11 protein-coding genes are annotated in these 14,540 nt (G+C 68.9%); 3 read left to right on the top strand and 8 right to left on the bottom strand.

Going from position 1 to position 14,540, the window contains the following annotated elements; translation table 11 throughout:
- Nucleotides 1-494 precede the first annotated feature (494 nt).
- Nucleotides 495-782: a VanZ family protein gene (locus FXF52_RS44240; protein ID WP_148802910.1), complete on the bottom strand. Its 288-nt coding sequence runs from the start codon at nt 780-782 to the stop codon at nt 495-497.
- 117 nt (nt 783-899) lie between these two features.
- Entirely contained in the window at nt 900-1,820 is a 921-nt protein-coding gene (locus tag FXF52_RS32740) for a LysR family transcriptional regulator (protein WP_148802908.1), read from the bottom strand.
- Here FXF52_RS32740 and FXF52_RS32735 point away from each other — a divergent pair.
- Entirely contained in the window at nt 1,807-3,228 is a 1,422-nt protein-coding gene (locus FXF52_RS32735) for an aspartate aminotransferase family protein (RefSeq protein WP_255472577.1), read from the top strand. The two genes, FXF52_RS32740 and FXF52_RS32735, sit on opposite strands and share 14 nt — an antisense overlap.
- Before the next feature lie 9 nt (nt 3,229-3,237).
- Here FXF52_RS32735 and FXF52_RS32730 read toward each other — a convergent pair whose 3' ends face one another.
- The gene (locus FXF52_RS32730; protein WP_148802906.1) at nt 3,238-3,627 is read right to left on the bottom strand and encodes a hypothetical protein; all 390 of its coding nucleotides are present in this window, start codon (nt 3,625-3,627) and stop codon (nt 3,238-3,240) included.
- Between the two features lie 719 nt (nt 3,628-4,346).
- Between FXF52_RS32730 and FXF52_RS32725 the strand changes: the two genes are divergently transcribed.
- A complete protein-coding gene (locus tag FXF52_RS32725) occupies nt 4,347-5,570 on the top strand; it encodes a phosphodiester glycosidase family protein (RefSeq protein WP_148802904.1) in 1,224 nt (407 codons plus the stop codon).
- 456 nt (nt 5,571-6,026) lie between these two features.
- Nucleotides 6,027-9,779: a S8 family serine peptidase gene (locus FXF52_RS32720; protein ID WP_148802902.1), complete on the top strand. Its 3,753-nt coding sequence runs from the start codon at nt 6,027-6,029 to the stop codon at nt 9,777-9,779.
- A 68-nt stretch (nt 9,780-9,847) separates the two neighbouring features.
- On the opposite strand, the gene FXF52_RS32715 is transcribed toward FXF52_RS32720, so the two are convergent.
- From FXF52_RS32715 to FXF52_RS43460, 5 genes are all read right to left on the bottom strand, one after another.
- Nucleotides 9,848-10,798, bottom strand: a complete 951-nt coding sequence (locus FXF52_RS32715) for a helix-turn-helix domain-containing protein (protein ID WP_148802900.1) — start codon at nt 10,796-10,798, stop codon at nt 9,848-9,850.
- A 166-nt stretch (nt 10,799-10,964) separates the two neighbouring features.
- On the bottom strand, nt 10,965-12,494 hold the full coding sequence (locus tag FXF52_RS32710) for a serine hydrolase (RefSeq protein ID WP_255472576.1): 1,530 nt from the start codon (nt 12,492-12,494) through the stop codon (nt 10,965-10,967).
- A gap of 173 nt (nt 12,495-12,667) precedes the next feature.
- Nucleotides 12,668-13,189, bottom strand: a complete 522-nt coding sequence (locus tag FXF52_RS32705; protein WP_148802899.1) for a hypothetical protein — start codon at nt 13,187-13,189, stop codon at nt 12,668-12,670.
- Between the two features lie 70 nt (nt 13,190-13,259).
- Nucleotides 13,260-13,805 (bottom strand): CbrC family protein, encoded by a 546-nt coding sequence (locus FXF52_RS32700; protein WP_148802897.1) that lies wholly within the window; start codon nt 13,803-13,805, stop codon nt 13,260-13,262.
- 150 nt (nt 13,806-13,955) lie between these two features.
- Nucleotides 13,956-14,513 carry a hypothetical protein gene (locus FXF52_RS43460; protein ID WP_255472575.1) on the bottom strand — a complete coding sequence of 186 codons (558 nt, stop codon included), beginning with the start codon at nt 14,511-14,513 and terminating at the stop codon, nt 13,956-13,958.
- Nucleotides 14,514-14,540 lie beyond the last annotated feature (27 nt).

Genomic DNA, 14,540 nt, shown 5'->3' with positions numbered 1-14,540 from the left:
TGGATCAGCCGCTACCGACGCACGGTGCGCGACTACGAACGGAAACCCGACCACCATGCGGCGTTCGTCCAATGGTCAATGATCATCATCATGAACCGACGCCTCGCCCGCTACCAGCGGTGATCCAGTTTCCGGACTGGCTCTCAGGGCACCGTCGAGACTCAGCAGCCGGGCGAGGACGTCGTACTCCACGTCGACGACAGCCGCGACGCCGTCGCCCTGGCTGCGCAGGTCGACCGCGACCGAGGTCGCGCGAACGTGCGCCTGCGCCGGAGCGGCGACGAGGAACACGGCAACAAGGGCGGCAAGGTACGCCAGTAGACGCACAGGCAAGCACTTCCGTCGTGGGGGGAACGGCGATCGTTTCCCAACCCTGCAGTGCTCGCTCCACACCGGGCAACTCAAGTCGGCCCAATTCACCGAACCTTCCGCTGCCGGTCGCCCACCGGCCGAAAGCCGGGTTTCTGGGCGCCGAAAGCCGGGCTTCGGGGCCGCTACGAGGCCCGCGCACGAAGCCGGGTGAGCCCGGCGGCGATCCCAACGCCCAGGGCGCACCCGCACGAGTTGAGCATGACGTCGTCGACATCGGCGACGCGGCACAACAGCAACTGGCCGAGCTCGATGAGCAGCGACAGGCCCGCAGCCGCCGCGACCGCCCGCCCCCTGCGGCAGCACCACGCGCAGCAGCCATCCCACGGGGACGAACATCGCCGACCTTCCGACGATGTTGACAATCCCGAGCGCCCGGTTGATGTTGTCCCATGCGTCGTGGATCCCGCCACCGGGGCGCAGGTTCACCGTGCCACCCCCGGAGTCTGGTCGCAGGCCCGCGACCACGACGGCCGCGACGACCAGCCCGAGCAGGAGGTACGCCGTCTGCGCGGTCCGCCACAGCGGGGTCACCCAATTGGAACCCGGTCGTGAGCGAACGTCGTGGAGAGGGCGCGGAGTTCGTCCAGGACAATCTGGCTCGCGGCGGTGAGCGTCGATCGGCTGCGCACTGCCGCGTAGACCTGCCGGGTCAACGGTCGGCGCAGCGGGCGGGCGGCGACGCGGTAGCGGCGGTCCACGGCCAGCTCCGGCAGGAGCGACACGGACAGGCCGGCCTCGACGTGTGCCAGCAGCAGCTCGTAGCTGGCGAAGCGGCCGGCCACGATCGGCTCGAAGCCGGCCTGCCGGCAGGTGCTCGTCACCAGGTTGGACAGGTAGGTGCCGGGCATGTCGATGGACCAGGCCGCCTCGGCGAAGTCGGCCAGATCTGCCGGTACGTCCGATGCGGCCGGCGACTGCGGCGCCACGAGCACGATGGCGTCGGTGAGCAGAGGGATCGTGTGCACGTCAGGATGCAGCGGCAGGGACCCGTCGATGAAGTCCGCGGTCACGATGATGTCGTAGTCGCCGCGGCGCAGGGCCGGGTGGCTGGCCTGCGGGTCGAGTTCGGCGACCTCAAGATCGATCCGTGGATGCGCCTCGCGGAGCCGCGCGGCGAGTGGAATGACGACGGCGCGGATGGCGCTGGAGAAGGCCGCGAGGCGTACCGGCCCCGTCGGTTGTCCGGAGAGGCCCTGCAAGTCGGCCTCGGCGGCCTTGATCTGGTCGAGGATGATGCGGGCGTGCCGGGCGAGCACCTGGCCGGCAGCCGTGAGCTGTACGCGGCGGCCGGTCCGCCGGAGGAGTTCGGTGTGGGTCTCCGCCTCCAGGACTGCCAGCTGCGCTGACACTGCCGATGGACTCATGTGCAGGGCCGCGGCGACCGCCCGCATGGTGCCGAGGCCGTCCAGCAGGCTCAGCATCTCCAGCCGTACGGTGTTCAGCCGCATCAGGACCCCCTGTGCAGGATTTCCGCACAGCGTAGCCAGAAACTTCAGCTTTTCGTGCACTACGAACGGTCCTAACGTGAGCTGTATGACACTGACTACTGAGCAGAGCGCTGCCGAGCAGTTCTGGTCCGACGTCGACCGCCATCTGGTGCGCTACGGCGCTTCGTTCACGCCCGAGATCATCGAGCGCGCGGCCGGTAGCTTCGTGTACACCGCCGACGGCCGGCAGATCCTGGACTTCACCTCAGGTCAGATGAGCGCGATTCTCGGGCACTGTCATCCCGCGATCGTCAACACGGTCCAGCGGGAAATCGCGAGCCTGGATCACCTGTTTAGCGGCATGCTGTCGCGCTCGGTCGTCGACCTCGCGCGCCGGCTCGCCGAGTCCCTCCCCCCGCCGCTGCAGAAGGCGCTGCTGCTGACGACCGGCGCCGAGTCGAACGAGGCGGCCATCCGGATGGCCAAGCTCGTGACGGGCAGACACGAGATCGTCGCCTTCGCCCGGTCGTGGCACGGCATGACGCACGCCGCGGCCGCCGCGACGTACAGCGCCGGCCACCGGGGCTACGGGCCTACGCCGCCGGGGAACTTCGCGATCCCCACGCCCAACCCGTACCGCCCCGACTTCACCACCTCCGACGGCGAGTTGGACTGGCAGCGGCAGCTCGACTACGCCTTCGCGCTCGTCGACGCCCAGTCGTCGGGGAGCCTCGCGGCGTGCATCGTCGAGCCGGTCCTCAGCTCCGGCGGCATCATCGAGCCACCGCCAGGCTACTTCGCCGCCCTGGCGCGTAAGTGCCGAGAGCGCGGCATGCTGCTGATCGTCGACGAGGCGCAGACCGGCCTGTGCCGCACCGGCACGTGGTACGCCTTCCAACGCGACGGCATCGTGCCCGACATCCTCACGCTGTCCAAGACGCTGGGCGCCGGCCTGCCGCTCGCCGCGGTGATCACGACCGAAGAGATCGAACAACGGGCACACGAGCGGGGTTACCTCTTCTACACCACACACGTGTCCGACCCCCTCGTCGCCGCCGTCGGCAACACCGTGCTCGACATCCTCCAACAGGAACAGATGGACGTACGGGCACGGAAGCTCGGCGAGTTCCTGCGCGCCGGCCTGCTTGACATCAGGGACCGGCACCACGTGGTCGGAGACGTACGGGGGCGCGGCCTGCTGCAGGGGATCGAACTCGTCCTCGACCGGGAGACACGAGAAGGCTCGGACGTCCTCGGCGCCCACGTCACCCGCCGCTGCCTCGAACTCGGCCTCCACATGAACGTCGTTCAACTACCCGGCATGGGAAGCACCTTCCGGATCGCACCACCCCTCACCACAACGCGAGAGGAACTGGCCCTCGGCCTGGAAATCCTCGACCAGGCGATCGGCGAAGCGGCTCCGGCCTGACCGGCCGCGTCAGGTGCGGGGCCATGCGATTAGCGTCGGGCTGGAGCGCCGGGCTGGTCGAGAGTCCCACACAAAGACCAACGGCCTTAGCGCCGCCAGCACACCCGGCCGGGTCTTCTCCTTCTTGCCGGTGAAGCTGACGACCGGGATGTCGTTAGCCTCAGCGAACGACATCACCGCCCGGCGGAAGGTCTGCCCGCGGCGTTCCAGCAGCGCAGGAGACGGCACCGGCATGCCCTCGTGCTGGTTGAGGAAGCTGACCACCTGCCCACCTGCCACCAGGTTCGGCACCGACGTGGTCAGATAGACCCGGTCCAGGCAGTCGATCTCCAGCAGCTTCTGCCCATTGAGCACGTCGTTGACCGTGATCGCATTCGTTCTCGTCGGACGTGAGGCCATGACCGAACCTCCGCATCCACGTCTACGAATGCGAGGTTGCGCCCACCGACACCGGTCCGACCAGCCCAACCACCCACTTCGGCGGTCCGAGGCGGAGCCTCTCTGGTGCCGTATCAGCCCAGGGCCCCGACGTTGTTCCATGATGTCCGGTTACATCATGGAATCGCCGATGTTGAGGGCTTGGCCCGGTGGGAGGATCCTGGAGCCACTCACCAGATCGCGTGATTGCCAGGCAGCCGACGAGTGACGCGGGCGTCCCCCAGGGAGGCCGTTCCCGGTGTTCCCGCCAGGGTGGTGGCCAAAGGGTGGCAGTTATGCGGGCGCGTCAGCCCCGGATCAGTTCCCCGTACGCCCTAGGTACTTGTCAAGTTTCTCTTTCATTCCCTGTCCCCGTGTCGGCTCAGAAGGCCGCGTCCGCGGAGGTGGTGGATGAAGGCGCCACCACCTCCGCGGACGCGGCCAATCTCACCGCTGCGGTTCACGCGGACACAGTGCTCCGTACGGTGAGCTCTCGCCGCTGCTCGCACGAATAGTTCATTTTCGGATCACATGACCGAAGTCCGCTGGACAGGCCATCCAAAGATCATGTGCCGTCGGAGGAGCACCCCCTGACGCCCCTCCGTCTCAGTCCACTTTCGAGGCGAGTAGGGCCAACCGAGCTGAGGAGAACAGAAGTGCAGACTTCATCGACGCGCAGGTTTACCAGGATCCTGGGCGCCGTGACAACCGGCCTGCTGGTGACTGGCGTGGCTGGCACCGGACCTGTTAGCGCCGCCCCCGTTCCCGGTGACTACGACGTGTCGGTGGGTATCGACTACACCAAGATCGAGCAGGTGGCTCCAGGAGTGGAGTACAAGGCGTTCACGGTCACGACATCGCATGGCTCGTCCGAGGGTCACGTTCTGAACGTCGACCTGAGCAACCCGCGCACGTCGCTGGAACTGCTCCACGCCGACAAGGTCGCCCAGGGCACGACCCTCACCGACATGGCCAGCGACAAGGGCGCCTTCGCCGCCATCAACGCTGACTTCTTCAACATGGCGTACTGGGAGAACAACCCCGGCCTCGCCACCGAGTCAGCCGATGGTCCCGAGATCACGAACGGCGAGTTTCGGAAGGCCGCAGTCCCCGCCGCGCAACGCATCGGTCCCAAGATGACCACGGGCTCCACCGGTCGGGAGGTCATCGGTGTCAGCGAGGATGGGCGCGGCCGCGTGGACGAGGTGTCGGTCGATGGCTGGGTGAGGTCGCCCATGAAGGTGCGCGCCCGGATCCGTGGCTACAACCAGTTCGCTCTCCCGCAGAACAGCATTGGCGTATACGACGCCAAGTGGGGGGCCGTCACTCGCAAGCGCGCTACCTGTGGCAGCGACATGAACCGCTTGGACCCATGTGTGGAAGACGTGACGGAGGTCATCGTCCGCAAGGGCCGCGTGGTCTCGGTCAGCGACGAGGCGGGGAGCGCCCAGCTGGGCAGCGATGAAATCGCACTGCTCGGGCGCGAGAGCGGTGCTGCCGAGCTCGCGAACCTGAGCGTCGGTGACCCGGTGAACGTTCGCTGGTTCCCGGTCACGTCAGCAAGCAAGGTGCCGCTGCGCTGGGCGGTCGGCGGGTTCCCCACCCTCGTGGACGGTTGGCTGGTCGCCGGCCTTCGCACCGACCTCGCACCCGGCACCACCGCCGGGGTCAGCCGTGACGGCCGTACCTTCACGCTCGCCGTAGTGGACGGCCGCTCCGACGTGTCGGTCGGGGTCAACCTGGTTGAACTCGCGGAACTGATGCGGCAGTTCGGTGTCGATGACGCGATCCAGCTCGACCGCGGTGGCAGCACCGAGATGATCATGAAGCCGAGCCTGTCGGCCACGGACTACGACATCCTCAACGTCCCGTCTGACGGACGGGAGCGCCCCTTCCCCAACGGGATCGGAGTGTTCGTCAAGTAAGCCATAACTCAGTGGCCCCTGCTGGAGCAGGGGCCACTGACCGTGTTGGAGGCAATGAGCCACGGCAGCTACCCGCAAGCCGTCACCCTCAACCAGCTCCAACCGCCGAACCCGAAGGCACGCCCGGCTCGCATCGTTGGCTGGCTGGTTACGAGCGGGCCGTGGTGGTCGAAGTCGATCTGCCGGCCGGCAAATCGCTGCGCTACACCATCTGCGCCCTGGCGCGGGCTCGGGTCAACTGGCGTCGTTGGCACAGGGGAATCCGTTGTTTGTTGCCCGCGCGTAGACCTGCCGATTTCCCCGCCCTCGCGCCTCGATCTCAGTCGAGGCATCGATGGCGACGACCTGACATGTCTGGTGTCCGCCAGGGGCAGCCCATAGCGCGCCGCCCCGGTCTTAACGAAGCTTTGCCCCACCGGTACGGACCCCTGGTACCGGCAGAAGGAGGCCAGACCAATGCCAATAAAGAGACCGACGTTGCTCGGTATCACGCTCGCCGCCACGCTCGTCGTGGCTGGCGGCACCAGCGCGTACGGCCAGCCGCCGGCGCCCGTGGCCGGGGTCACCGGCGTACCGGCGTCGGCAGCACCCGCCAAGCAGGTCACTCTCGTCACCGGTGACGTGGTCACGGCAACCAATGTGGACGGCAAGCCGGCGGTCACGGTGAACCCGCACAGCCCGGACAGCCTCTTCCGCAGCTACTCGGTCGGCAGCGACGTGTATGTGGTGCCGTTGGCGGTTCAGCCGTTCCTCGCGTCCGGCCAGGTGGACCAACGGTTGTTCAACGTCACCGGGCTGATCGCGCAGGGCTACGACGACGCGAACAGCGCGACGATCCCTCTGATCGTGCGCTACCCCAAGCAGGCGGCGGCCAAGGCCGCGGCGCCCGCCACCCCGGCCGGCAGCCGCGTGACGCGGAACCTGCCCAGCGTGCGGGGCGCCGCCGTCGCCGCCGACAAGAAGCAGGCCGCCACGTTCTGGGAGGCCGTCGACGACGACACGGCCAAGGGCCGCGGCCCCAAGGCGAAGCTCTCCGGTGGCATCGAGCGCATCTGGCTGGACGGTAAGGTGCACGCCCTGCTCGACGCGAGCGTGCCGCAGATCGGCGCGCCCGACGCCTGGGCTGCCGGGTACGACGGCACGGGCGTGAAGGTCGCCGTGCTGGACACCGGAGTGGACCCGAACCACCCTGACCTGGTCGGGCAGATCGCCGACACCCGGAGTTTCGTGCCCGGCGAGACCGTTCAGGACGGGCACGGGCACGGCACCCACGTCGCCGCCACGATCGCCGGCACGGGCGCGGCGTCCGGTGGCAAGTACCGCGGTGTCGCGCCGGGCGCCAAGCTCCTGGTGGGCAAGGTGCTGTCCGACGAAGGCAGCGGCGGCGAGTCGGAGATCATCGCCGGGATGGACTGGGCGGCCCACTCGGGCGCGAAGGTTGTGTCGATGAGTCTGGGCGGCACGGTCCAGGACGCGTCCGACCCGATGGCCGAGGCGGTGAACGAGCTGACGGCCGAGACCGGCGCCCTGTTCACCATTGCCGCCGGCAACTCGGGGCCGGAAGCGACGACTGTCGGCTCGCCCGGCATTGCCGCGGCGGCCCTGACCGTCGGCGCGGTGGACGACACCGATGCGGTCACCTACTTCTCCAGCCGTGGTCCGTTGACCGATGGACGCCTCAAGCCGGAGATCACCGCGCCGGGCTGGCAGATCGTCGCGGCCCGGGCGGCCGGCACCTCCATGGGCACGCCGGTGGACGACCACTACACCTCCGCCAGCGGCACCTCCATGGCCACGCCGCACGTGGCCGGTGCCGCCGCGATCCTGGCCCAGCGGCACCCCGACTGGACGCCGGAGCGGCTGAAGAATCACCTGGTCAGCACGGCGAAGACCACGCCGGACACGTCGGTGTACGCCCAGGGAGCCGGCCGGACCGACGTGAGCCGCGCGGTGCGGCAGCCGGTGTCCGGGCCGGGCGTGGTCGACTTCGGTAACCAGGAGTGGGACTCGACCGGCCAGGTCGTCAAGCCGATTACCTACGTCAACGACGGCGACCAGGCGGTCACTCTCGCGCTGACGGTGAAGGGCGCTGGCGGCGACCTGCCGGCCGGGACGCTGGCGCTGGGCGCCGGCACGGTGACCGTGCCCGCCCATGGCACCGCCGCCGTGAACGTGACGCTCGACCCCAGCACGGTGGCGTCCGGAGCGTACGGCGCCCACGTCGCCGCCGCCTCCGCCGACGGCGGGACGGTCGTGGCCACGGCGGTCGCGTTCGTCAAGGACGTCGAGCGCTTCAACCTCAGCGTCAAGTTGATGGACATCGACGGCAAGGCACCAGCCTCGACCTACAGCGTCGTGTGGGTATTCGACCTGGACACGCCCCGGCCCGCCGACATGTACTTCATCCTCGGCGCCGAGGGCACCGTGGACCTGCGGCTGCCCCGCGGTCAGTACGCCTTCGCGTCGGGGACGTACCGCTTCACCCCTGACTACAACCAGGTGCGGGATTACGTCTACGGCGCCGAATCGGGGGTTCACCGCGATTCCGACCGGACCATCACCTTCGACGGACGCAAGGCCGACCTGGTCACCGTCGAGACGCCCAAGCCGAGCCAGCCCAAGCGGACCCTCATGGGGCTGACGCTGCTGAAGGACGACCGGTCCCTCGGCTACGGGCTTCAGGACGGTGCTTACGGCTACACGAGGATGCACGCGATCCCGTCACAGCTCAAGAAGGAGAACCTGGCGCACCGGCTGAGCTGGTCGCTGAGCGCGCCGGAGCTGTCGGCGCAGATCGTCAGTCCCGGAGCCTTTCCGATCGTGCCGGAGTACGTCGACGGATGGATCGGCTCGGCGCGTCTCGACGGCACGCATGTGCTGCACGTCGTGAACGCCGGCATCGGACGGCCGCAGGACTACGCGGGCAAGGCGGCCAAGGGCAAGCTGGCCTTGGTCCGGCGCAGCGACGACCTGACGTCCGGGGCGCAGATCGCCAACGCGGCGGCAGCCGGCGCCAGCGCGATCATCATCTACAACGACGCGCCCGAGGGTTGGGGCATCAGCAGCTACGCGAGGACGCCAACCGCGATCCCGGCCATGACCCTCGCCGGTGAGCAGGGTGCGCGGCTGGCCGACCAGGCTGTCCACGGCGACGTCATGATCCAGCTCAAGGGAACGGCGGTCAGCCCGTACACCTATGAGGTGCTCAAGCACCAGGAGGGCATCCTGCCCGACCAGAGCTACCAGGTCAGTGCCAAGGAACTGGCCACCGTGGACGCCGCCTTCCACGCCTCGACGCCCAACACTGAGGGCGGGTACGGCCGATTCATCATCGGGCCGCAGCAGACCTTCCTGGTCATGACCTTTGCCCGGATGACCCTGCCCCGGTCCGTCACCGAGTACGTCACCGCCGGCGCGCCGACGCTCGAGCTCATGTCGCCGACCCCGGTATGGGAGGCGCTGCCCGCCTACCAGCAGACCGGCCTGACCGTGCTGCAGCCGGGCCAGCGGGTGACCCGGACCTGGAACAAGGCGGTGGTCCGGTCCGCGATAACGGCCAACCATCCCGGCGGTGCCCTCCGCAACCGTGATGCCGGGGTGGTCCTCCCGGTCGGGCTCCTCGACGAGGCGACCGGCCAACTGTTCGGGTACCGCCACAACGCCGACAAGGAACTGACCACCGTGTACCGCGACGGCCAGTCGCTGGGATCGGCGCCCTCCGCGCAGGTGGCCTTCCCGATGACGCCCGGGCGGGCTCAGTACCGGCTGGTGACGGAGGTGCAGCGGAACCAGCCGGCGTGGACGACCTCCACCAAGGTCAACACCGCCTGGACGTTCCACTCCGCGTACGACGGCGACGGCGAACAGACGACTGGGCTGCCGGTGATCTCGATCGACTACGGCCTGAACGTCGACCTGAACAACAGTCTGCAGGCCCAGTCGGCGGTCGACATCCACCTCGGCTTCCGCTACCCCCAGGGCCTGGACGGGCTGCGGATCGCCGAGACGAAGATGTGGGTCTCCTACGACGACGGCGCCACCTGGCAGCAGGCGGCGGTCACCGCCAACGGCGACACCGGCGCCACGGGCACCATCAAGAACCCGGCGCTGCGCGGCACCAACGGTTTCGTCACCCTGCGGGTGCAGGCCACCGACGCTGACGGCAACACCGTCGAGCAGACCGTGACCCGCGCCTACCAACTGCGGTAACCCCGCCGCACCTTGAGAATCGTCCCCCGTCCGCGTCGCGGACGGGGGACGATCCGCCCCACCGACAGTCAGGACGGGATCAGTCCGGACCGGGCGGCGTACCAGGCCAGTTGCATCCGGCTGTCGGTCCCGGCCAGCTTCATCAGCCGTTGAATGCGGCGCTGCACGGTACGTTCGCTGGTCCCGAGCCGGCTGGCCACCGTCTTGTCCGGCATGCCGGAAAGCAGGTACGTCAGCAGCGTGACGTCGATGTCGTCCCAGGCCGGCATCCCCTCGGTGACACCCGCGCCGGTGAGCCGCAACGGCGTGGCGGTCTGCCAGACCCGCTCAAAGAGCGCCACCAGCAGGCGCACCAGCGCCTGCCCCCGGACCAGGAGGAACCCGGGGTGGATGCTGGTCTGGTCGGGCAGCATCGGCAACAGCACCGCCGCCCGGTCCACGATGATCATCTTGCTAGGCAGTTCCGCGGCGATCCTGATCTCGTAGCCGTGCTTGAGGAACCTGCTGATCTCGTCCGGGGTCCGCGGGTCGTCGAGGGCGGCACGTTCGTACACGTACCGGTAGCTGGGCACCTCGACGGAGACGTCGAGCTCACCGTCCAGCACGTACGGCGGCCGGAAGAACGCCAACACCTCCCGTCGGGCGCCCCGCTCCATGTTGTCGATCCACGTCGCAAGCTGTTCCGGGGTCGTGAGCGCCTCCACCTCGCCCACCGCAGCGGCCGCCCCCGTCTGGTACACCTCCACCAGCTGGGCCAGCCTGCCCTGGACCTGCTGCAGCGCGGTCTGCCGTTGCACGATCAGGGCGCCGAGCCCGACGTCCGGCGGTACGACCGTGTGCAGTTCGCCGTCCTCGCGGGTCACCAGGCCCAACGCGACCAGCCGCGCCAGCACAGACGCCGCAGCCGACGCCGGCAGCGCGAGCACCTCCGCCACCTCGGCAACGGTCGCCCGACGTCGCCGTAGCAGCTCGACGTAGACGGCCTCATCCTGCTCGCTGATACCCAGCCCGTGCAGCATTCGTCACCCGTTCCAACCCCTCGTTGCGGCACTGACCGGGAACACTATGCCGCACACCAACGGCTGGAGGCAGCGGCGGGAAAGCGCCATCCCCTCTGGTCAGGGCCGACTCGACACAGCGACCGAGCCGCGATGGCTTCCGAGCGACTCAGGATCACCGAGCCGATCAGCGGCGCTGTCCTGCCGCGACCTGAGTCGACAGTGTCGTAGCGACCGTGGCGGCATCGGCTGGACGCCGGAGCCGGAGCAACGCCATGACCCGGGTCGCCAGCGTGCCAAGGTTCATCGCGGCGGCGACGGCCGCCCACAGCACCAGCGGCAGGGCGGCGTAACAGAGCTGCCGGAAGGTGATGTCGCGGCCGCCGGCGTACCACAGCCCGAGCGCGTCCGGCAGGCCCACCAGCAGCAACGCCGGCACGACGCGGGGCAGCAGCCGGAGGACGGTCAGCCACCTCGGTCGGCGACGGGCCTTCGCCGCCCAGGCACGGGTACGCCGCAGCCGCCGGACGCCGAGCGCGACGCTGAGCAGGGTCAGCCCGGCCAGCACAAGGTCGGTGACCAGCCGGATCGGGGCGGGCGCCGACGGCTGCCCGCCGGTGACCAAGAGCGCCAGCGCGTCGGCGAGCTGATCGGTTCCCTCGTTGGCCAGACCCAGGCCGCTGTTCCCGAGCACGGCGATGCCCCAGCCGGAGGGCAGCAGTAGATGGCTCGCCGTGTAGGTGAACCAGACCCCGTTATGGCGTACCCGGCCGTGCCCGTCCTGTTCCCATCCCATGCCGTAGGTCGACCCGGGGCTGCCGCGCATGTGCATCGCCGCGGCGCTCGCGGCCGAGACGAGGCGAGTGCCGTTGGCGGCCACACCGCCGCGCGACTGCATGATCAGCCAGCGGGCCATGTCCTGTGCCGTGGTGATGACGCCGTCGGAGCCGGCGACGAACCGCTTCGGCTCGGTCACCGGCACGGTCGCGCCGTACGCGTACAGGTAGCCGGCACGGACCTGCGACGGCAGGTCCCGTGGCGTCTGGTCGATGCTCGTGCTGTCGGTCATGCCGAGCGGCGCGAAGACATGGTCGTGCAGATAGGCGGCGAACGGCTGGCCGGAGACGACCTCGACCAGCCGGCCGGCGAGGTGATAGTTGGTGTTCGTGTAGGCGTACTTCGTGCCGGGGTCGGTGGCAAGCGTCGCCGACCGTGCCCGATGCACCGCGTCGGCGAGCGAGTCCGGCTGCGGCAGGCTCTTCTCGGCGAGCGTCCGGTCGGTGATGCCCGAGGTGTGGTTCAGCAGCTCGCGTACGGTGATCTGTGCCCCGCGCGGGTCGGCGAGCTGGAGGTATGGAAGATACTGCTGCGCCGGCGCGTCTAGCGCGATCTTTCCGGCCTCCACCAGCTGCATCACGGCCAGCGCGGTGAACGACTTGCTCACGGATGCCACCGGCATCGGCGTGTTGGCGGCCATCGCGGCCCCCGACGAGTCATGCCCGTATCCGGCCACGTGGACGACCTGGTCGCCGTGAATGATCGCGACAGCGATCCCCGGATACCCCGCCCTACCGGCGAAACTCTGCACGACCTGCTGGATCCGCGCGGTGTCGAGCTGCTCGTCCGCGGCGGCCGCCGGGCCGGGTGCCGCGGTAAGGCTCAGCCCGGTAACCGTCGACACCATTGCTGCGAGCCGTAGCCACCTGTTGTGCTTCACAAACGCTCCCGTCGTCTCAATGAGCGACGGCCACGCTACGAACCCGGACAGCCACGCCACAGGACCCGATCGGCAAGGGCCACCCCTGACCTTCGTCAGGTCCAGCCGCCAACCGCCGCCGCGACCGCGCATTGGAGAGGGCGAAAACCGCCGCCGTTACCCGGTAAGTGCTTCTACAGGTCGCAGACTGTGCCGGTGGTGGCGAAGAGCCCGACGGCGTCACGTAGCCGGTCGAGAAAACCGGCCAGATTCTCCGCCACCACGTCGAAGCGCGGGTCTTCGCTGCGGTAGACACCGGCGGCGATCTCGCCGACAGGAAGCCGGTACACCGGCGAGCCGGTCACCGCCTCCACCGCGAACAGGGTGCCGCCGCCATCACTGGCGAACACCACCACATCAGCAGTGAAGCGGCCCCGGACAGACGTCACATCCCGGCGCGCGACCAGGCCGGGTTCGTGAAGGAAGTAGCCGTTGCCTATGTCCGGCAGGTTCACGTCGCGCACCTGCCCGTACCACACGAGAAGATCATCGGGCGGGTGCATACCCACCAGCGAGGCGAGCTCCTCCTCCCTCGCCGGGCCGCCGACCGTATGCCGGTCCGCCGGGTAACCACAGCAGACTTCAAATCCCGGCAGCAGCCGGTCCAGGCAAGCGTTGACGTCCTCGCGCCAGCGCCGGACGTACGCCGCGTCCATCTGGCTACCAACTCCGCCCATCAATCCGCCGATGCCCTGGCGTGTGCGCACCTGTCCCTGCAGCCGCCGGTCATCCGATATCCCAGGAGGCCAGGTGGACGCCGCAGTGCAGGCACCGAAACAGGTACGCCGTCGGCTCACCGGTCGGATCCATCCGCCGCAGCATCTGCTCGGCCTGATCCGTCGACCACCCGAGCCGGTGCAGATCGTCCCGGATCATCTCCAGCGCATCAGGGTGGGCGCGCAACTCCTCGTATCCGGCAGCGCCGAGAAACGCGGCACCGTCGCCGCAGTGATACAGCCAGCTCGGCTGCTGCCAGGAGACGAACCCCGGTGTACGTTGCGTGATCTCCTCGACGACGGCGAACGGAACATCCTGGGGCACGTCGGTCGCATCAGTGAACATGCAGGGCCAGTCGGCCTCAGCCGTCAACCCCCGCGCCGCCTCACCTGAATCGATGCAGTGTAGGCACAACACATCGATCTGGCGGCCGTAGATCGGCCCGGCATACCGCCAGCCGCGCACAACCCCGCACAGATCACATGCCTCGACGGTCGGGACGGCCGACCCGGTCGCGACCGGATCGGGATGGTAGCGGAAGCGCGTCTTTGTCACTCGATCACCTCTGTCAGACCTGGGTCATGAGGTACCGGCTGGGAGAGTAGTCGATCTTCCAGCCCGCATAGAGGTCAAGGACGCCGTCGGCGCTGCCATCCTGCTCGGCTGACAGCCACCCACCTGGTTCGAATGGAGTCCCTGGGTTGGTCAGTCGTCGCGCAGGGCGGCGATCGTTGCGCGGATGCGCTCGGTCAGCAGTTCGTCGGCCCAGACCAGGTCATCGGCGGAGCTGGCGACGGGAAGGCGGTCGTCGCCGTCGGCGAGTTTCTCAAGACCGGGGATCGTCTCGACGGCGCGTAGTTCCAGGATCGTTGCCAGGCCGTACCGGCCGGCATAGTCGGTGACGCCGTTGACGAGCGGTGCGGTCAGGTTCGCGGTCGGCATGCCGAGCCGGGCGAGGGCACGGGCCGCCGCTACCCGGCTCCACCGGTCTCCGAGCCGATCGTGTAAGAGCTGGTGGAACTCGCTGAGGGCGTCGCGGTGGGGCGGCGCCAGGTCCGCGACGAGGTCTGCGGCGGATCGGGCCGGGGTCTGCCCCGCAGCGAGGACCGCGCGCACGGTTGCCAGGACGGGCCGCACGCCGTCGAGGGTGGCGACCACGCGGGCGGCGAGGATCTGGGCCTCCCGCTGCGGGTACGTCCGGGCTGCCGCGCCGGTGAGCTGGGCTCGGGCGGGCGGCGGGCAGCAGCGGACGCAACGCCTCACCTAACTCGTTGACGAATGTGCGCGTGC

It is taken from the genome of Micromonospora sp. MP36, assembly GCF_008119785.1.
Lineage (GTDB): Bacteria > Actinomycetota > Actinomycetes > Mycobacteriales > Micromonosporaceae > Micromonospora.
Note: the sequence above shows the minus strand (reverse complement) of the source record. Positions and strands in the feature narration are given on the sequence as shown.